This is a genomic window from Streptomyces sp. NPDC002054 (assembly GCF_040296685.1).
Lineage (GTDB): Bacteria > Actinomycetota > Actinomycetes > Streptomycetales > Streptomycetaceae > Streptomyces.
This window is the reverse complement of the sequence record NZ_JBEOXT010000013.1, coordinates 151,683-169,545: the sequence shown is the minus strand read 5'-3', so window position 1 is coordinate 169,545 and position 17,863 is coordinate 151,683. Positions and strand designations below refer to the sequence as shown.

General features: G+C 71.7%; 17 protein-coding genes. All 17 read right to left on the bottom strand.

Annotation, left to right across the window (positions count from 1 at the left end; translation table 11 throughout):
• Positions 1–240 precede the first annotated feature (240 nt).
• A complete protein-coding gene (locus tag ABT123_RS15030) occupies positions 241–1,683 on the bottom strand; it encodes a GuaB1 family IMP dehydrogenase-related protein (protein ID WP_351313422.1) in 1,443 nt (480 codons plus the stop codon).
• A gap of 138 nt (positions 1,684–1,821) precedes the next feature.
• A complete protein-coding gene (locus ABT123_RS15025; protein ID WP_351313420.1) occupies positions 1,822–2,976 on the bottom strand; it encodes an XdhC family protein in 1,155 nt (384 codons plus the stop codon).
• 7 nt (positions 2,977–2,983) lie between these two features.
• The gene (locus ABT123_RS15020; protein ID WP_351313418.1) at positions 2,984–4,330 is read right to left on the bottom strand and encodes an IS701 family transposase; all 1,347 of its coding nucleotides are present in this window, start codon (positions 4,328–4,330) and stop codon (positions 2,984–2,986) included.
• A 72-nt stretch (positions 4,331–4,402) separates the two neighbouring features.
• Positions 4,403–5,047 carry a TMEM175 family protein gene (locus ABT123_RS15015; RefSeq protein WP_351313416.1) on the bottom strand — a complete coding sequence of 215 codons (645 nt, stop codon included), beginning with the start codon at positions 5,045–5,047 and terminating at the stop codon, positions 4,403–4,405.
• 101 nt (positions 5,048–5,148) lie between these two features.
• Positions 5,149–5,490, bottom strand: a complete 342-nt coding sequence (locus ABT123_RS15010; protein WP_351313414.1) for a nuclear transport factor 2 family protein — start codon at positions 5,488–5,490, stop codon at positions 5,149–5,151.
• Positions 5,491–5,531: 41 nt separating this feature from the next.
• Positions 5,532–6,965, bottom strand: a complete 1,434-nt coding sequence (locus ABT123_RS15005) for an ATP-binding protein (RefSeq protein WP_351313412.1) — start codon at positions 6,963–6,965, stop codon at positions 5,532–5,534.
• On the bottom strand, positions 6,962–8,260 hold the full coding sequence (locus tag ABT123_RS15000; protein ID WP_351313410.1) for an MFS transporter: 1,299 nt from the start codon (positions 8,258–8,260) through the stop codon (positions 6,962–6,964). Before ABT123_RS15000 ends, ABT123_RS15005 begins: the two co-directional genes overlap by 4 nt.
• Positions 8,261–8,303: 43 nt before the next feature.
• On the bottom strand, positions 8,304–9,158 hold the full coding sequence (locus ABT123_RS14995) for an FAD binding domain-containing protein (protein WP_351313408.1): 855 nt from the start codon (positions 9,156–9,158) through the stop codon (positions 8,304–8,306).
• Positions 9,155–11,581: a xanthine dehydrogenase family protein molybdopterin-binding subunit gene (locus ABT123_RS14990; RefSeq protein ID WP_351313406.1), complete on the bottom strand. Its 2,427-nt coding sequence runs from the start codon at positions 11,579–11,581 to the stop codon at positions 9,155–9,157. Before ABT123_RS14990 ends, ABT123_RS14995 begins: the two co-directional genes overlap by 4 nt.
• 3 nt (positions 11,582–11,584) lie before the next feature.
• Entirely contained in the window at positions 11,585–12,088 is a 504-nt protein-coding gene (locus ABT123_RS14985; RefSeq protein WP_351313404.1) for a (2Fe-2S)-binding protein, read from the bottom strand.
• Positions 12,073–12,687: an NADPH-dependent F420 reductase gene (locus ABT123_RS14980; RefSeq protein ID WP_351313402.1), complete on the bottom strand. Its 615-nt coding sequence runs from the start codon at positions 12,685–12,687 to the stop codon at positions 12,073–12,075. The genes ABT123_RS14985 and ABT123_RS14980 overlap by 16 nt, the downstream gene beginning before the upstream one ends.
• A gap of 25 nt (positions 12,688–12,712) precedes the next feature.
• Positions 12,713–14,197: an aldehyde dehydrogenase family protein gene (locus ABT123_RS14975; RefSeq protein ID WP_351313400.1), complete on the bottom strand. Its 1,485-nt coding sequence runs from the start codon at positions 14,195–14,197 to the stop codon at positions 12,713–12,715.
• A 62-nt stretch (positions 14,198–14,259) separates the two neighbouring features.
• Positions 14,260–15,000 (bottom strand): type 1 glutamine amidotransferase domain-containing protein, encoded by a 741-nt coding sequence (locus ABT123_RS14970; RefSeq protein ID WP_351313398.1) that lies wholly within the window; start codon positions 14,998–15,000, stop codon positions 14,260–14,262.
• A gap of 71 nt (positions 15,001–15,071) precedes the next feature.
• A complete protein-coding gene (locus tag ABT123_RS14965) occupies positions 15,072–15,830 on the bottom strand; it encodes an AAA family ATPase (RefSeq protein WP_351313397.1) in 759 nt (252 codons plus the stop codon).
• The gene (locus tag ABT123_RS14960) at positions 15,830–17,089 is read right to left on the bottom strand and encodes a PP2C family protein-serine/threonine phosphatase (protein WP_351313395.1); all 1,260 of its coding nucleotides are present in this window, start codon (positions 17,087–17,089) and stop codon (positions 15,830–15,832) included. Before ABT123_RS14960 ends, ABT123_RS14965 begins: the two co-directional genes overlap by 1 nt.
• Positions 17,071–17,559, bottom strand: coding sequence for an ATP-binding protein (locus ABT123_RS14955; protein WP_351313393.1), 489 nt, complete (start codon positions 17,557–17,559; stop codon positions 17,071–17,073). The genes ABT123_RS14960 and ABT123_RS14955 overlap by 19 nt, the downstream gene beginning before the upstream one ends.
• On the bottom strand, positions 17,552–17,863 hold the full coding sequence (locus ABT123_RS14950; protein ID WP_351313391.1) for an STAS domain-containing protein: 312 nt from the start codon (positions 17,861–17,863) through the stop codon (positions 17,552–17,554). The genes ABT123_RS14955 and ABT123_RS14950 overlap by 8 nt, the downstream gene beginning before the upstream one ends.

Below are 17,863 nucleotides of genomic sequence, written 5' to 3'. Positions count from 1 at the left end.
ACCGGCGGCCGGGTTGCGCGGTGAGCGGTCGGCCGAGCGGCCGGTCCGCGCCGAGGGGCCCGGACGAGCGGTCGGGCGGCAGCGGTCCGGTTCAACGGGAGCGCACGGTCTTTCCGCCGCACCCGGCCGACCGTACGGATCCGGCCATCCCGGCACCGGGGGTGGCCGGGAACGCCGCTGCCCGCCGCGCCGCGTCCGGTGGGGACGCAGCGGGGCGGGCAGCGGGGTGGACTACAGGGACTAGCTCCAGCTGGCGTGCAGCGGCTTGCCCTCGGCGTAGCCGGCCGCGGACTGGATGCCCACGACGGCCTTCTCCTCGAACTCCGCGAGGGAGCCGGCACCGGCGTAGGTGCAGGAGGAGCGGACACCGGCGATGATCGAGTCGATCAGGTCCTCGACGCCCGGGCGGGCCGGGTCGAGGAACATCCGCGAGGTGGAGATGCCCTCCTCGAACAGGCCCTTGCGCGCCCGGTCGTAGGACGACTCCTCGCTGGTGCGGTTCTGCACGGCACGGGCCGAGGCCATGCCGAAGGACTCCTTGTACAGGCGGCCCTCGGCGGACTGCTGGAGGTCGCCCGGGGACTCGTAGGTCCCGGCGAACCAGGAGCCGATCATCACGTTGGACGCGCCGGCGGCCAGGGCCATCGCCACGTCGCGCGGGTGGCGGACGCCGCCGTCGGCCCACACGTGCTTGCCGTACTTCTTGGCCTCGGCGGCGCACTCCAGCACCGCGGAGAACTGCGGGCGGCCCACACCGGTCATCATGCGGGTGGTGCACATGGCGCCGGGGCCCACGCCGACCTTGATGATGTCGGCGCCGGCGTCGATGAGGTCCTTGACGCCCTCGGCGGCGACGATGTTGCCGGCCACGATGGGGACCTGCGGGTCCAGGGCGCGGACCGCCTTGATCGCGTTGATCATGGATTCCTGGTGGCCGTGCGCGGTGTCGATGACGAGCGTGTCCACGCCCGCGACGAGCAGCTGCTTGGCCTTCTCCACGAAGTCGCCGTTGATGCCGACGGCGGCGGCGATGCGCAGCGTGCCGTTGGCGTCGACGGCCGGGGTGTAGAGGGTCGCGCGGAGCGCGCCCTTGCGGGTCAGGATGCCGACGAGGCGGCCGTCGGCGTCGACGGCGGGGGCCAGCTTGCGGTGGCCGGCGTCGAGCTTGTTGAAGGCCTCGCGGGGGTCGATGCCGGCGTCGAGGAGCAGCAGCTCCTTGGACATGACCTCGGAGAGCTGGGTGAAGCGGTCCACGCCGGACAGGTCGTGCTCGGTGACCACGCCGATCGGCCGGTTGTCGGCGTCGACGACGACGCCGGCGCCGTGCGCCCGCTTGGGCAGCAGGGACAGCGCGTCGGCGACGGTCTGGGTGGGCGCCAGCGTGATCGGGGTGTCGAGCACGAGGTGGCGGGTCTTCACCCAGGAGATGACATCGGTGACGACATCGATCGGAATGTCCTGCGGGATGACGACGAGGCCACCGCGGCGGGCGACGGTCTCGGCCATCCGGCGGCCGGCGATGGCGGTCATGTTCGCGACGACGAGGGGGATGGTCGTCCCGGTGCCGTCGGGCGAGGAGAGGTCGACGCCCTGGCGGGAACCCACCGCTGAGCGGCTCGGCACCATGAATACGTCGTCGTACGTGAGGTCGTACGGCGGCTTCGAGTCATTGAGGAAACGCACGTGCTAAATCCCAGTCGATCGATGGTGACCCTCGGACAGGGCAGCCGAGGAAAACGCACGTACTTCATTCTCCCATGCCCGGGTGTTTACACGGCCCGGGCAGATCGTCCAGGACATACCGGGCCCTCTGGTCTCTTCCTACGGGACCTTGGTCCCGTACGGCTCCGCCGGGCGGCGGTGGATGGGGTTCCGGCCGCCGGTCAGGGGGGTGGCGGAGGCGGCGTGCCGGACGGCGGTGAGCTCGGCCGCGATGGCCAGGGCGGTCTCCTCCGGGGTGCCGGCCCCCAGGTCCAGGCCGATGGGTGAGCGGAGCCGGGCCAGTGCCGCGTCCGTCACCCCTTCGGCGCGCAGCCGGGCGGTCCGCTCGGCGTGGGTGCGGCGGGAGCCCATGGCTCCGACGTAGCCCAGGGGCAGCCGCAGGGCCAGGGCCAGCAGCGGTACGTCGAACTTGGCGTCGTGGGTGAGCACGCAGACGGCGGTACGGGTGTCCAGCCGGCCGGCCTCCCATTCGGCGGCCAGGTGCCGGTGCGGCCAGTCCACGATCACCTCGTCGGCGTCGGGGAAGCGAGCCGGGGTGGCGAACACCGGCCGGGCGTCACAGACGGTGACCCGGTGGCCGAGGAAGGCGCCGATCCGGGCCAGTGCGGAGGCGAAGTCGATGGCCCCGTAGACCAGCAGGCGGGGCGGTTCGGCCGCCGATTCGACGAGCAGGGTCAGGGGGTCGCCGCACAGCCCGCCGGCCGTGCCGAGGTCGGCGGTGCCGGTGCGGCCGGCCAGCAGCAGCTCCCGGACCCGGCCGGCGGCGGCCCGGTCGAGGGCCGCGCCGCCGCCGAGTCCGCCCTCGTACGAGCCGTCGGGCCGGACCGCGAGGGCCCGGCCGTGTTGCTCCGGGGGGCCGCTGACCACCCGGGCGAGGGCGGCCCGGCCGCCGAGCGCGGTGGTGTCCAGGACCGCGCCGAGGACGGGTCGGACCGGGTCCTGGCCGCGTACCGGGCTGACCAGGACGTCGAGGACTCCGCCGCAGGTCAGGCCGACCGCGAAGGCGTCGTCGTCGCTGTAGCCGAAGCGGTGGACGCCGGTTTCCCCGGAGGCGAGGGCGGACAGGCACAGCTCGTGCACGGCCGATTCCACGCAGCCGCCGGAGATGCTGCCCAGGGCCGTGCCCCGGTCGTCCACGGCCAGTGAGGCGCCGGGGCCGCGCGGGGCGCTGCCGCTCACCGAGACGACCGTGGCCAGGGCGAACTCCCGCCGGGCGGCGCACCACGCGCGTAGGTCTTCCGCGATGTCCAGCATCGGCGCGTCAGCGGATGTACTCGCGCCGGGCGACCTGGCCGGGGATGAGCGGCCGGGGCGGCAGCACGGGGGCGGGCCGGGGTGGCCCGGCGTAGGGCGGTCTGGTGCCGGCGGAGAGGCCGGCGACGCTGCCGGTGCGGCCGGGGGTGCCGGGGATGCCGGGGATGCCGGGGGCGGCGGTGCCGTCGGTCCGGTGGGCGCGGGCGCCGAGCAGCAGGGCGGCGTGCGCGACGCTGGCGAGGGTGACGTGGTGGTGCCAGCCGCGGAAGGAGCGGCCCTCGAAGTCGCGGATGCCCACGGGTTCGCACACCTCGGCATAGTCCAGGGCGACCCGGTCGGTGAGCTTGGCCAGCAGGAAGAGCTGGGCGAGCGGCCGGTCGCCGATATTGGTGATCCAGAACTCGGAGGGCAGCAGGGCGGCTTCGGTCCAGGCCCCGACCAGCAGCAGGGGGGTGGGCGGCAGGGGTGCCGGCCGGTCCTCGGCGGGGGCGGCGAGGATGGCGGCGGAGGTGAGGAGGGTGACCGCGCCCTCCGGCCGGCCGTGCCGGGTCCACTCGACCACCCGGCGCTGGGAGCGCAGCGAGTCGATGAGTTCACGGGCGGGTGCGGTGTGCGGGCCGGGCTTGTGGCGTCCGGCACCGCCGAAGGAGACCGGCACGGAGCCGTCCACCTTGAGGACGAACGGGATGTCCTGGAGGGAGAGGGCCTCGATGCACTGCGGGAGTTCGGCGTTGCCGACCTCCATCACCACGGGCCGGCGCTGGAGTTGCCAGCCGGCGGCCATCCGCTGGACGGCGTGTACGGCGTCCTGGGCGGGGGTGAGGGAGCGGGCGGTGTCGGGGATGCCGGCCCGGCGGCGGCGGAGCAGTTCGCTGGTCCAGGGCCCGGGGAGGGTGAGGGTCCATTCGACCGGGAAGCTGGCTTCGCTGGAGGCCAGCCAGATGCCGCCGGCCTGCTGGCAGTTGGCGGTGCGGCCGAGCTGGGGGACGAACTGGCGGCCGACGCCGACCGAGCGGTCCCCGGCCTTTTCGATGACCATGGGCTGCACCACCCAGGCCAGGGGACGCTGTGCGGTGCGTTCGAGGTGCTGGGCGAGGGAACGGCGGACCGGGGTCCAGTCCCAGGGGGACTTGCTGATGAACTGCTGAAGACTCTGTTCCACCGAACTGGCCCCGGTGCCGGCAATGTTGCGAATGGTTTTCTTGCCGGTCGTCCCGACGAGGCCGTTCAGGTAAACGCGGGCCCAGTTGCGCTGGTCCCGCCGGGGTAAGGATTCGAAGAACAGAGATATCAATATGTCGATCAATTCGGAGACTTCCTTGGCGGATTCCTCCGGCAGGACTACGCGAGCCATCTGCGCCTCCCCCGCGACCAGCTAGATCCAATACCCTACTTGACCGGCCAGAACGGCCGTAGGCCCCGGCGGCTACTTCCTGAGGTCGCTGGCAGATTCGAGCCGCTCGTCTTCTACCACGAGCGGGATGGGGATCTGGTTCGCCGCATAGTAGATGGCGATGAGGAAGTGCGCGCCGAGGGCGAGCGGTGCGGAAATGAAGGACAGGATGACGGTGATGGGGTAGGCGATGGCCCCGAGACCGAAGCGCATCCGTGTGGCGCGTGCGCGGTCCTTGTCCACGTGCTCGTGGAAGAGATGGCCGACTCGCGTGACGTACCACCAGAAGGCACTGAAGGCAAGGGCGTAGACGACCGTCCAGGCGCTGTACAGAATGGCGGCGACCTTGGCCGCCTCGCCGTCCTTGAGGTGTTCGGCGAGCACGGACGTGGTCCACGGGATCACCGAAACCACCATCAGGACCAGGAGGTTGAGGAAGAGCAGGGGCCGGTCGACCCTCCTGAGGTGACCGAAGATGGTGTGGTGGTTGACCCACATGACGCCGATGACGAGGAAACTCACCACGTATGCGGCATAGTGCGGCCACTGGGCCCATAATCCGTGCCAGAGATCCGAACCGTGCTCCTCCGGAACCTTGATTTCCAGGACGAGAATGGTGATGACAATGGCGAATACGCCGTCACTGAATGCCTCGACCCGGTTGGTTTCCTGTTCCATGGCCTCCTGCCTCCCCTATGCCATGTGATGGGATGGCAGCGGGGAGGGTGGTCTGCCGCCCTCCCCGCGCCGTTCCGCGTACGCTACCCGGATATCCGGGGTCAGCTGCCGAATCCGGCCGTCTGCCGCCAGATTCGGCCATCGCGGACCACGAGTGTCCCGAACGCGTGCTCCGGCGCGCCATTGAGGTTCATGATCGCCCGATAGAAGATCGTGTCCTCGGTCTCGACGTACTCCTGGAGTTCGACGAGGGTGGGCTTCAGGGTGAGATAGCCGGTGAACGTCTCCCGTACCGCGTCGATTCCGACCGATACTCCTTCGAATCGCAGGAGTACGGCGTCGTCCGTGTAGTTCTTCATCACCGCGTCGATGTCGAGCGTAGCGAGGGCGTCCATCTGACGGACGAACACCGGGTGCAGTTTCGCGATGTCGTAGGTGGCCATGTCGGCTCCGTTTCTCGGTTGACGGCATCAGCAGACAGGCATCAGCTGATGGGCAGACGGACGGTCATACGGGTCTCGCCCGGCCGGGAACGCGCCGTGAGCGAGCCGTGGTGGCGCTGGGTCACGATCCGATAGCTCAGGTGCAGCCCCAGGCCGGTCCCCTTCCCCACGTCCTTGGTGGTGTAGAACGGCTCGAAGATGCGCGGAAGGGACGCCTCGGGGATGCCCCGGCCGGTATCGGCGATCTCGACGACCATGCAGCCGCCCTCGACGCGCACACGCAGCGTGAGCACCCCGGCCCCCTCCATGGCCTCGGCCGCGTTGTCGACCAGGTTGGTCCACACCTGGTTCAGCTCGCTCGGATATCCGGTCATCTCCGGCAGATCCGGCTCGTAGGCCCGGACGATGCTGATCCCGGCGAGCTTGGCGCGGAGCACCACAAGGGTGCTCTCCAGCCCCTCCGTGACCGCGAACCGCTGCTCGGGAGCCCGGTCGAGATTGGCGTAATCCCGGGTGGCCGCGACCAGTTGGGAGATCCGCGGGCCGGCCGCCCGGAGCTCGGCGGCGAGCGCCCGGGTCTCCAGCAGGGCGGCGAGATGGTCCAGGGCGGCGGGCCGGGCGGGGCCGCCCACGCCGGCCAGCCGGTCCTGCAGCCAGTCGAGTTCCAGGCCGAGGTCGGCGATCCCGGCGCCGAGGAGTCCGGGCTGCCCGGCGCCCTCGTCCTCGGCCCAGTCGGCGATCTCCTCCTCGGCGTCGGCCTGCGCCAGCGGATCGCTGGTGGCCGGCGGCGGCACCTTGTCCAGCTCCTCGGCCAGCCGGTCGAGTACGGGGCGTTCGGCGCCGCCCGCCGCCGCGCCCCAGGCCTGTGCGGTACGGGTAAGCCGGTCCAGGGCCGGCCCGAGCTCCTGGGCGGCCCGGGCCACGGCCGCCGCCGGGTTGTTCAGCTCGTGCGCGAGTCCGGCGGCGAGCGTGCCCAGGGCCTCCACGGTGGCCCGCTTGCGGGCCTGCACCTCGGAGGACTTGATCCGCCAGGCCAGGACCGGGATCAGCACGGCGGCCACCCCGTGGCAGCGGGTCAGCATCTCGAAGAAGGCCGGTTTCGAGTAGGCGACCACGGTGGTCGCCGGTCCGCTGGCGGCGGCGGTGGCCACATAGCCGCCCTCCGTCAGCAGCGGCAGTTCCCCGGTGAACCGGTGGGCGGCGGCGGGTTTGCCGTCGTGGTCCTCGGCGGACTCCTGCTCGGTGGAGTGCCGGGTGAGCACCTCCTCCCGGCCGTCCACCACCTTGGTGACCACCAAGCCGCCGGAGAGCAGCACATGGAACTCCGACGCCTCCTCCCCGTCGCGGAAGAGCACCGCTCCGTCGGGGAGCACCCGGGGCTCGGACACCGACACCAGCCAGTCCAGCTGCTCCTCGGTGAGTCCGGCGAAGATCTCCAGCCCGTGCAGGGCGGCCCGCAGTTCCTCCTCGGTCATGCCGTGCCCCTCTCGGCCTCGGCCCGGGTACGGGCGGCCAGCCGCACGGTGACCAGCAGCGCGAGCGCGCACACCCCGGCGACCGCGGCCATGAAGCCGACCGAGGTGCGGTGCAGCCCGTGGAGGTTGGTGAACAGGCCGGCGAGCACCGCGGGCACGCTCATGGCGAGATAGGCGAAGACGTAGACGGCGGCGGTGAGTTCCCCGCGGTGGGAGGGGTCGGCGAAGCCGCTCAGGGCCCGGAAGGAGCCGAGGAAGGCGGCGCCCCAGCCGCTGCCGAGGACGGCGGTGGCCGCCAGGAACACGGCGGCGGAACCGAGCCCGAGGGAGAGCAGCACCAGCCCCAGGCCGGTGAGCAGGCCGAGCAGGCCGAGCACGGCCGTCCGCAGGGCCTCGGTACGGCCGAGGAGCAGCTGGGCGGCGGTGGCCGCGCCGGCGAGCAGGGCCACGGTGGCTCCGCCGGCCAGGTAGTTGGTGCTCTCCAGCAGGGACAGGGCCAGGTGCGGGCCGAGGGAGAGGTAGAAGCCGCCGACCGACCAGACGGCGATGATGGTGAGGACCAGGACGGCGAAGCGGCGGCGGGCCGGTGCGGGCACGTGGATCCGGTGCGGTGTCAGCCTGAACCCGCCGGAGCGGACGGCGCCGGGAGCGCTCTCGGGCATCCGCACCACCCCGGCCAGGCAGAGGGCGAACGCACCGATCAGCAGCAGGTAGCTGAGGGAGGTCGGGGCGGGGGCGTACTGGACGAGCAGTCCGGCGCCGATGCCGCCGAGCCCGATGCCGACGGTGGGCCCGGCGCTGTTGACCTGGGCGCCCAGGGCGGGCCGGGAGCGGGGGGCGAGTTCCAGCAGCGCGGCGCCCATGGCCCCGGTGGCCAGGCCCACGGCAAGCCCCTGGACGGCCCGGGCCGCGAGCAGCCAGACCGGCCCCTGGGCGGCTGCGAACAGGCCCATGGAGGCGATGGCCAGGAGCAGCCCGGCGGCCAGCACGGGCCGGCGGCCGAGGGTGTCGGAGAGCGAGCCGAAGACCAGCAGGCCGGCCAGCACGGTGACCGCGTACAGGGCGAAGACCACCGTGATCATGCCGGAGGAGAGGTCCCACCGGTCCTGGTAGAGGACGTAGAGGGCGGAGGGTACGGAGGAGGACAGCATCAACAGGACGAGGACGGTGCCGACCAGCCAGAAGGCTGCTGCGCCGGGGCGGCCGGGTGCCCCGGCCGGCGGCGCGGGCGGCGGTCCGAGGGGCGGCTGGTGCGTGGTGCCCCCCGTACTCGGATTCGGGATGTGTCGTGCCACTGCTGTCACTCCCCCGTGGGATGGCGGGTGTGGCCCGGTCGGGTCAGATCCGGATCAGGGCCTGCGCCCGCTTGAGCGCGCGGGCGGTCAGGACCCCCGCAAGGTGGCCGAGGTATTCGGCCGAGGTGCCGCGGCCGGGCACGAACAGCTCCCGGGGCTCGGCGCGGAAGGCCGCGAGCACGGCCTCGGTGGTGTACGTGTACTCGGTGGTGGGCCCGGTGGCGCGCAGCCGGGCTTCGACCTCGGTCAGCCGCAGCGGGCGCGGGGTGGCGCCGGTGACGGCGATCCGCGGCCCGTCGGGGGTGATCCGTACCGCCGCCGCGCAGAGCGGGTAGCGGGTGGCCCGGTCGGCGGTCTTCTCGAAGGCGGCGGCCCGGCCGCCGGCGGGCACCAGCAGGGCGGTGACCAGGAAGCCCCGCGGCGGTCCGGCGGCGGCGAACTCCTCGGCCGGCAGGGAGTGGCGCCCGTCCGGACCGGCCAGTTCCACCCGGGCGTCGGCGGCGATGGCCGCGACCGGCAGGTCGGTGGCGCGACCGTCGCCGACGGCGGACAGATTGCCGCCGACGGTGCCGAGGTTGCGGACCTGCGGGTCGCCGTTGGCGCGGGCGGCGGCGGCCAGTTCCGGTGCCGCGTCGAGCACCAGCGGGTGTCCGGCGAGTTCGGCGAGGGTGGTGGCGGCGCCGATCCGGAGTGCTCCGTCCCGGCTGCCGTCGATACCGCGCAGCTCCTCGAGCCGGCGGACGTCCACCAGCAGCCGGGCGGTGGCGCTGCCGGCCCGCAGGGCGGGAAGCAGGCTCTGGCCGCCGGCCAGTACCCGGGCGCCGGGGGTGCTGCCGAGCAGGATGAGCGCCTCGTCCAGACCCGTGGGCCGGACGTAGTCGAAGTCGGTGAGGATCACCGCGGTCCCCCTTCCGTTCCGGTCCCGCCGGTTGTTCCGGTCCTGCCGGCCAGGACGCGCCAGACCTTCTCCGGGGTGACCGGCATGTCGATGTGCTGCACGCCCAGGTCGGAGAGGGCGTCCACGACCGCGTTGACCACGGCCGCGGCGGGCGGCACGGTGGCGATCTCGCCGGCGCCCTTGGCGCCGAGCGGGTTGTGCGGGCTGGGTGTCACGGTCTTGCCGAGGGTGAAGAAGGGCGCGTCGGCGGCGCGCGGCAGGGCGTAGCTGGTGAGGTCGGCGGTGAGCAGCCGGCCGTCGGTGTCGTATTCGGCGGCTTCCATCAGGGCCTGGCCGAGGCCGTGCAGAATCGATCCCTCGATCTGGCCGAGGACGATCTTCGGGTTCCCGATATTGCCCGCGTCGTCCACCGCGGTGTAGGACACCACCTCGGTCTCGCCGGTGAGTTCGTCGATCTCGACCACCGCGACATGGCTGCCGAAGGGGTAGTTGAAGTCCGGCGGGTCGAAGTGGGTGGTCTCGTCCAGGGCCGGTTCGATCTCCGGCGGCAGCCCCCAGCCGTACCACATGGCCATGGCGAGTTCGGCGAAGGTCTTGGCGTTCTCGGGGTTGCCGTCCTCGTGGACCCCGCCGCCGGCATAGACCACCTTCTCCTCGGGGATGCCGAGGAAGACGGCCCCGGCCCGGACCAGCTTGCTCTTGATCTTCCGCGCGGTCAGCGCGACGGCCGGCGCGGCCATGCTGTAGGAGCGGCTGCCATATGTGCCCTGCCCGTAGGGGGCCTTGAGGGTGTCGCCCTGGTACACGTTGACGGTGGCCGGGTCGATGCCCAGTTCGGCAGCCGCGACCTGGGCGAACACGGTGCCGTGGCTCTGGCCGGTGGAGGCCGAGCCGACCATGACGGTGACCTCGCCGGTCGGGTGGACCCGGATGTTGGCGCTCTCCCAGGTGCCCCCGAGCATGCCCTCCTGGGACATCCGGGTGGACGGGCCTACCCCGCAGATCGCCACATAGGTGGCGAGGCCGACGCCGAGCCGCTTGCCCCGGGTGCGGGCCTCGGCCTTGCGGGCGGGCATGTCGGCGTATCCGGCGAGCTCCAGGGCCTTGTCGAAGTTCTCCGCGTAGCTGCCCGAGTCGTAGGTCCAGCCGAGTCCGTTGTCGTACGGGAACTTCTCGGCGGGGACCAGGTTCTTGCGGCGGACGGCGGCCGGGTCCATGCCGATCTCGGCGGCGTACCGGTCGACGAGGCGTTCCATCAGGAAGGCGGCCTCGGCCCGGCCGCTGCCGCGCTGGGCGCCGAGCGGGACGGTGTTGGTGAAGGCGGCGTATACCTCGCAGAAGGCGGCGTCGATCTGGTACATGCCGCTGATGGACCGGCCCATCAGGGCGGTGGCGACGCCGGGGCCGATGGTGGACGGGTAGGCGCCGAGGTTGGCGTAGCTGGTGCAGCGCACGGCGGTGATACGGCCGTCGCGGGTGCCTGCCAGGGTGACGTGCTGGCGGTGGTCGCGGCCCTGGACGGTGGAGTTCATCAGCCCGGTGCGGGTGTCCACCCATTTGACCGGGCGGCCGAGCGCCTTGGAGAGGAGCAGGACCAGCGCCATGTCCGGGTAGAGGTAGCCCTTGGTGCCGAAGCTGCCGCCGACAGTCGGGGCGATCACCCGGAGCTTGTTGAACGGGATCCCGAGGACCAGGGCGGACAGCAGGAAGCGGTGGTTGTGCGGGCCCTGGGTGGAGGCGTAGAGGGTGTACTCGCCGGTGGCCCGGTTGTAGTCGCCGACGGCGCCGCGCGGTTCGATGGGGCTGTTGATGGTCCGCTGGTTGACCAGGTCAAGCTCTACGGTGACCTCGGCAGCGGCGATGGCGGCGTCGGTGCGCTCCTTGTCCCCGCAGGTCCAGTACGCGTTGAGGTTGCCGGGTACGGCCTCGTGGAGCTGCGGGGCGCCTTCGGCCAGGGCCCGGTCGGCGCGGGTGACCACGGGCAGCGGCTCGTAGTCCACGGTGATGGCGGCGAGCGCGGCGGCGGCCTGGCGCGGGGTCTCGGCGACCACCACGGCGATGGCGTCGCCCACGTGCCGGACGGTGTCGCCGGTCAGGACCGGGCGGGCGCCGGGCAGCCCGTACGGATGGGGCGGGAAGTGGCTCTCCACCCCGCCGGGTATCCAGATGCAGGGCAGCGGCATCACGTCGGTGAAGTCGGCGGCGGTGGCCACCTTCAGCACGCCGGGCATCTGTTCGGCGGCCTTGGTCTGGATGGACAGGATCCGGGCGTGCGCGACCTCGCTGCCCAGGATGGCCATATGGGCGGTGCCGGGCAGATCGATGTCCGCGATGTACGTGGCCTCGCCCCGCAGCAGCTGCGGGTCCTCACGGCTGTCCAGCGGCGCGCCGAGCACGCTCGCTTCCCCCGTCGGTGCGGTCATCGCTCACCCCTCCTGTCTCGCGGTGGCCTGCGCGGCGCAGGCGCGCTGCACCCCGCGGACGACGCTGTGGTAGCCGGTGCAGCGGCAGAGATTGCCGGTGAGCCACTCGCGGATCTCGGGCTCGGTGGGGGCCTCCTCGCCCCCGCCGGCCGCCGACCGGTCGACGAACTCGCCGAGGGCCATCACCATCCCGGGGGTGCAGAACCCGCACTGCGTGCCGTGTTCCTGGCGCAGGGCCTCCTGGAGGCCGGTGAGTGCCCCGTCCGGTGTGGCGGAGACCCCCTCGATGGTGGTGACCGCGGAGCCGGCCGCCGCGGCGGTCAGGATCAGGCAGCTCTTGACCGAGGCGCCATCGAGGCGGACGACGCAGGAGCCGCACTGGCCGGTGTCGCAGCCCACTTTGGTGCCGGTGAGGCCGAGCCCGTCGCGGAGCCGCTCGACAAGCAGTTCGTTGGGTTCGGCCGAGAACTGCCGGGGCAGTCCGTTGACATTCAGCGTGAGATCCATTCCGTTGCCTGCGCTTCCGTGAGCGGCCGGTTGAAGAGCGGCCCGCCGGGCTGTTGGAGAATTCCGCCGGAGTGCAGCGGGCCGGTGTCCACGGCGGCGAATCCGAGATCCGTGATGATTCCCGCCACGATGTCCTTTGCCTTCACGTCGTCGCCCGCCGTGTAATGGGCGAGGCGTTCCCCGGGTGCGGTCCCGGCAAAGGCAAATGTTTCGAAGTGCATGGTGTTCAGGGATTTCACCAGCCGCGCGCCGGGATACCAGCCGGCGACGATTTCGCTGGAGCTCCGGACGCCGAGGTCCCGGGGCTCGCCCTGCCCGCTGAACGCGTTCATCGCGTCGACGAGCACCTTGTCCCGGACGGCGTCCTGCGGCAGCAGCCCCTCGGCCCGGTCGAAGGGCAGCATCAGCACCAGGAGGTCGGCCCGCTCGGCGGCCTCGGCCACGGTCACCGCCCGTGCGGCGGAGCCCAGTTCGGCCACCAGCGGGCCGAGCGTGTGCGGGCCGCTCCCGTTGGCGAGGATCACCCGGTGGCCGGCGGCCACCAGGATGCGGGCCAGGGTGGATCCGATCCGCCCGGTGCCGATGATGCCCGTGTTCATGACGTTCCTCCGGTCAGTCGAGCGGTCAGTCGAGGCCGATCCATACCGACTTGGTCTGGGTGTAGCTCTCCAGCGACTCGGGACCGCATTCGCGGCCGAAGCCGGAGGCCTTGTAGCCGCCGTAGGGCACGGAGGGGTCGTACTGGTTGTAGCAGTTGACCCAGACCGTGCCGGCCTTGATCTGCGCCGCCACCCGGTGGGCGCGCCGCAGGTCCTTGGTGTGCACCCCGGCCGCGAGTCCGTACGCGCTGTCGTTGGCGATGCGTACGGCCTCCTCCTCGGTGTCGAAGGGGATGACGGAGAGGACCGGGCCGAAGATCTCCTCCTGGGCGATCCGCATGCCGTTGTCGACCCCGGTGAAGATCGTCGGCAGGAAGTACAGGCCTTCGGAGGAGGCGCCCTCGGGGGTCCAGCCGGAGCCGCCGATCCGCAGGTTGGCGCCCTCCTTCTCGCCGACCTCGATGTACGAGCTGACCTTGTCGAACTGGCCGCGGTGCGCCAGCGGGCCGAACAGGGTGGCCGGGTCGCGCGGGTCGCCGGGCTTGAGCGCGGCGGCCCGCCGGACCAGCCGTTCGACGAGTTCGTCGTGGATGGGGCGCTGGAGGAGCAGCCGGGATCCGGCCGTGCAGATCTCGCCCTTGTTGTAGTAGATGCCGAAGAAGGCGAGCTCCTCGGCGGCGTCGAGGTCGGCATCGGCGAAGACGATGTTGGCGGACTTGCCGCCGAGTTCCATGGTGACCTTTTTCAGGGTGCCGGCGGCCTTGCGGATGATGGACTGGCCGACGGCGGTGGAGCCGGTGAAGGCGATCTTGTCGATGCCGGGGTGGCCGGTGAGGGTCTCACCGAGTTCCACGCCCGGACCGGTGACCACGTTCAGCACCCCGTCCGGAATCTCCGCCTCCTGGAACAGCTCGGCGATCTTCAGGGCGGTCAGCGGGGTGGCCGGGGAGGGCTTGTGCACCACCGTGTTGCCCGCGGCCAGCGCCGGGGCGATCTTCGTCATGGAGAGCAGCAGCGGGAAGTTGAACGGGGTGATCGCACAGACCACGCCGAGCGGTTCGCGCAGGGTGTACGCGAGCTGTCCGCCGGCCGGCGCCCGGGAGGAGCCGTCGACCCGTGTGACGGCACCGGCGTAGTAGTGCATGAGCTGCGCGGCCATCGGGGCGTCGACCGTGCTGGAGAACGCGAACGGCTTGCCCATGTCCACGGTCTCCAGCAGGGCGATCTCCTCGAGGTCCCGCTCGATGAGCTCGCCGACCCGGTTCAGCCGCAGGGCGCGTTCCTGGGCGGACAGTCTGCTCCAGGGTCCCGACTCGTACGCTTCCCGGGCCGCCGCCACGGCCGCATCGGCGTCAGCGGCGCCGGCCTGGGCCACCGGCACGATCTCCTGACCGTCGACCGGGCTGATGTCGGGCTCGGTGCCGCCGCCTCTGGCCTCGACCCACTTGCCACCGATGAACAGCTTGCCGGGATTGGCCAGGGGCTGGCCGCTGAGCGCGCGCTTGGTCATAGCTGCCTTCCGCTTTTTTTGGGGCTCACTCGCCCGGGTCGGGGTGCGGGGCCGGTCGCCGGTCAGGCCTGCGCGAGCTGCTGTAAGAAGGTCTCGGCGAGGGCCTTCGAGGAGTACGGGTTCTGGCCGGTGGTCAGCTTGCGGTCCACCACCACGTGCGAGTCCCAGATCGCTTCGGCCTTCTCGTAGCGGGCGCCGAGCCGGGTGAGTTCGACCTCGAGGATCAGGGGGAGCCGGCCGGCCATGTTGGTGACCAGCTCCTCGCTGTGCGAGAAGGCCGTCATCCGGTAGCCCTCGAAGGGCCAGCGGCCCTCTCCGTCGCGCAGCGCGAGCAGCGAGGTGTGGCCGTGGCAGACCGTGGCGAGCGGCTTGTCCTGGGCAATGGCCCAGCGCAGCAGCTGGGCGAGCTCGTCGGACTTGGGCAGGTCGCCGATGGCGCCATGGCCGCCGCTGACGTAGATGCCGTCGTAACCGGCGATGTCCTTCTCGCCGAGGGACTCCAAGGCGAGCGGCTTCTTCAGCTGCGGAGTCGCCCCGATGACCCGGATGTACTCGGCCGCGCTGGCGGCGTCGGTGTCCTTCGAGCCGGCCGGGCGGACCCACTGGAGGAACTGCGGATCGATGCTGGTCTGGTCGACGGTCGGGGCCTGGCCGCCGATCGTCGCCACGTCGACGGTGTGCCCGGCGGCCCGGAAGATCTGATAGGGGACCACGAATTCCTCGGCCCAGAATCCCGAGGGGTGCAGTTCCCCGTCCAGCAGGTGGAGCGTTGCCTTGGCCGTCATGACGACGAGAATCTTCATGACCGATCTCCTTGTTCTGGATTCGCTGCCGATTCAACACGCCCACTATCAGAGGGCGTAAGGGGATGACGTCAGGCACGCGATACTTCGTCACGTGCGTCCATGGCGATGTCAAGCGCCGTGATGATGGTGCGGAATTCACCGACCAGGGGGTGGTCGGGATGGGCGTCCGCAAATATGCGTTCGCCGTACAGGGCGGCCATTTCCGGAACGTACGGAAGGATCCCGGCCAGCGGAGCGCCGTAGACCTCCTCGGCCCGCCGGCGGGCCGGTTCCCGGTCCATGCCGACGGGGGCCATGCTCATCACCAGGGCCCGCCGGCAGGTGAGCCGGCCGGCCAGGGCGAGGGTCTCCTCCACCCCGGACAGGTCGATCCGGTCCGCGCGGACCAGCAGCACCAGGATGTCGGCGCTGGCCATGGCGGTGACCGATTCGTTGTTCAGGCCCGCGTGCGTGTCGAGCAGGAGCAGGTCCAGGGCGTACCGGTCGGCGAACCGGTCGAAGCCCTCGGGCAGCAGCCCCACGTCGTAGCCGGTCGCCATGATCTCGCGCAGGGCCGTGGTGCCGGTCCGGGCGGGTACGACGTACAGCCCGGGCCGGGCCACCGGATGGGCCGCGGCCTCGATCTCGCAGCGGCCGAGCAGGTAGTCGGTGAGGGATCCGCCGCCCGGCGGGAGCCGGAACAGCAGGTCCAGGGTGGGCGACTGGATGTCGGTGTCGACCACTCCGACCCGGCGGCCCCCGTCCGCCAGCAGCAGCGCGAGGTTGGCCAGGACCGTGGACTTCCCCGTTCCGCCGCGGTGGGAGTGCACCACGACGGTGCGGGTCATCAGGCCACCACCCGGTAGCCGGCACCGTCCGCGTGCGGCCCCCGCGCCGCACGTGGTGGCCGGTGCAGGGCCAGCATGGTGACGTCGTCGTGCTGTTCGGCGGTTCCGGTGTGCTCGCGCACCGCGGAGTCCATCCGGTCCAGCACGTCCTTGCCGTTGCCCAGCGGCGGTTCGGCGAGCAGAGCGAGCATCCGCTCGTCGCCGAGGAACCGGCCCTCCGGGCAGCGGGCCTCCGGGACCCCGTCGGTGAAGACGAACAGGGTGTCCCCGGGGTCGAGCTGCGCGTATCCGAGGGTGTAGACACAGTCCGGCAGCACGCCGACGGCGGGTCCGGTGACCTCCAGGGCCACGGGTCTGCCGCCGCCGGGGCTGAGCAGCAGCGGCGGGTTGTGACCCCCGTTGATGTAGACGAGGCTGCCGGTGAGCGGGTCGAGCACGCCGAAGAACAGGGTGGCGAAGTAGCCCTGGCGCAGGTGGTTGCGGGTGAGGTAGCCGTTGGTGGCGGTGACCGCGTTGAGCAGCGGGGTCGCGCCGACGACGGGAATCCGGCCGCCGGACCGGCCGGCCGCCACCAGGTGCTGGAGGCCGCTGTTCTCGGCGGTGTGGCGGAGCAGGGAGCGGATCAGGGCCATGAACAGGGCCGCGCCGACTCCCTTGTCGCAGACGTCGGCGACGACTACGGCCAGCCTGCGCCGGTGGACGAGTTCGAAGACGTCGTAGAAGTCCCCGGCGACCTGGCGGGCCGGGCGGAACCGGACGTCGATCTCCCAGCCGTCGGGGACCGGCAGTGCCTCGGGGAGGAAGCCCGCCTGGATCTCGCGGCCGATCTCCAGTTCCTTCTCGTAGCTGACGAGTTCGGCGCGGGCGTCGGCCTCGCGCAGGGTGCGCCCGAGTTCGGCGCGTTCGGAGCAGCTGTGCAGCCGGGCGCCGACCAGGGCCGGCAGGAAGGGCGGTACGAGGTAGTCGTGGCCGAGCCGGACGTGTTCCTCCAGGGCGGCGAAGCCGTCCACGGTCCAGACGACCACGATCGGTGCGCCGTACCGGCGGCGCAGCCGGCGGACGGCCGTGCGGACCGAGTCCCCCGGCACTTCGGCCGGGGCGAGCAGCACATCGGCCACCGGCAGCAGCTCCACCGGGCCGGAGATCAGCTCCTGCAGGGTGTGGGCCACCAGGGCCGCGTCCATGGTGCGGAGCGCGGTCAGGAGGCTGTCCGGAGGAGGCGGATGGTCGTCGAGGATGATCACGGTTGTGGAGGGCATGGCTCCGTCCCCTCAGCCTGCACGGTCAGTGTGCTGATGTTCCGGCCGTCGTGCCGTACGTAGCTGAACTCGTCGACGCTGGTGAGGGCCAGGTGGATGCCGAGGCCGCCGATCCGCCGCTGTTCCGGCGGGAGTTCGGTGGCGGGTGGCAGGCAGCCGGCCACCGGGTCGAACTCGGGGGCGCTGTCCTCGACGACGATCCTGGCCCGGCCGGGGCCGGAGCGGCCTCGGACGGTGATCCGTCCGTCGCCGCCCCGGTAGCCGTGCATCACGATGTTGGTGGCCAGTTCGTCCACGGCGAGCCGGAGCCGGTAGGCGGCCCTCCGGTCCAGCCCGGCCCGCCCCGCCACCGCCTGTACGAAGGAGGCGATGGCGGCGAGCGAGCCGAAGCTGGCCGGTACCTGGAGCTCACCGGCGGCCGGTTCGGTCAGCGGGGTCCTGGCCTTGCGGGGTGGGTGGCTCTCACTCATCGGAGAGCACGATGCTCCGGTCCAGGCCCGCGGTGCGGATGGTCCGGGCGACGGGCTCGCTGGCCCCGGTCACCTTGATGGCCACATTGCTCGCGACCTTCTGCCGGGCGAAGACCAGGGAGCGCAGTCCGGCGCTGGCCATGTAGCCGACCCCGGTCATGTTGATCTCGACCGTGGCGGTGCCGTGTCCGGCGGCCTTCTCGATGGTCTGGTGGAAGTCCGGTGCGGTGCCGGCGTCCAGCTCGCCCTTCAGTTCGATGACGGTGGTGTCGCCCTCGATGCTCAGGGACACGGAAAGCGGCAT

What these genes read in the sequence shown, in the direction of transcription:
- ABT123_RS15025 (WP_351313420.1), bottom strand. Translation starts at nt 2,976, where the DNA reads ATGCTGGACATCGCGGAAGACCTACGCGCGTGGTGCGCCGCCCGGCGG.
- ABT123_RS15020 (WP_351313418.1), bottom strand. Translation starts at nt 4,330, where the DNA reads ATGGCTCGCGTAGTCCTGCCGGAGGAATCCGCCAAGGAAGTCTCCGAA.
- ABT123_RS15015 (WP_351313416.1), bottom strand. Translation starts at nt 5,047, where the DNA reads ATGGAACAGGAAACCAACCGGGTCGAGGCATTCAGTGACGGCGTATTC.
- ABT123_RS15010 (WP_351313414.1), bottom strand. Translation starts at nt 5,490, where the DNA reads ATGGCCACCTACGACATCGCGAAACTGCACCCGGTGTTCGTCCGTCAG.
- ABT123_RS15005 (WP_351313412.1), bottom strand. Translation starts at nt 6,965, where the DNA reads ATGACCGAGGAGGAACTGCGGGCCGCCCTGCACGGGCTGGAGATCTTC.
- ABT123_RS14990 (WP_351313406.1), bottom strand. Translation starts at nt 11,581, where the DNA reads ATGACCGCACCGACGGGGGAAGCGAGCGTGCTCGGCGCGCCGCTGGAC.
- ABT123_RS14985 (WP_351313404.1), bottom strand. Translation starts at nt 12,088, where the DNA reads ATGGATCTCACGCTGAATGTCAACGGACTGCCCCGGCAGTTCTCGGCC.
- ABT123_RS14980 (WP_351313402.1), bottom strand. Translation starts at nt 12,687, where the DNA reads ATGAACACGGGCATCATCGGCACCGGGCGGATCGGATCCACCCTGGCC.
- ABT123_RS14975 (WP_351313400.1), bottom strand. Translation starts at nt 14,197, where the DNA reads ATGACCAAGCGCGCGCTCAGCGGCCAGCCCCTGGCCAATCCCGGCAAG.
- ABT123_RS14970 (WP_351313398.1), bottom strand. Translation starts at nt 15,000, where the DNA reads ATGAAGATTCTCGTCGTCATGACGGCCAAGGCAACGCTCCACCTGCTG.
- ABT123_RS14965 (WP_351313397.1), bottom strand. Translation starts at nt 15,830, where the DNA reads ATGACCCGCACCGTCGTGGTGCACTCCCACCGCGGCGGAACGGGGAAG.
- ABT123_RS14960 (WP_351313395.1), bottom strand. Translation starts at nt 17,089, where the DNA reads ATGCCCTCCACAACCGTGATCATCCTCGACGACCATCCGCCTCCTCCG.
- ABT123_RS14955 (WP_351313393.1), bottom strand. Translation starts at nt 17,559, where the DNA reads ATGAGTGAGAGCCACCCACCCCGCAAGGCCAGGACCCCGCTGACCGAA.
- ABT123_RS14950 (WP_351313391.1), bottom strand. Translation starts at nt 17,863, where the DNA reads ATGCCGCTTTCCGTGTCCCTGAGCATCGAGGGCGACACCACCGTCATC.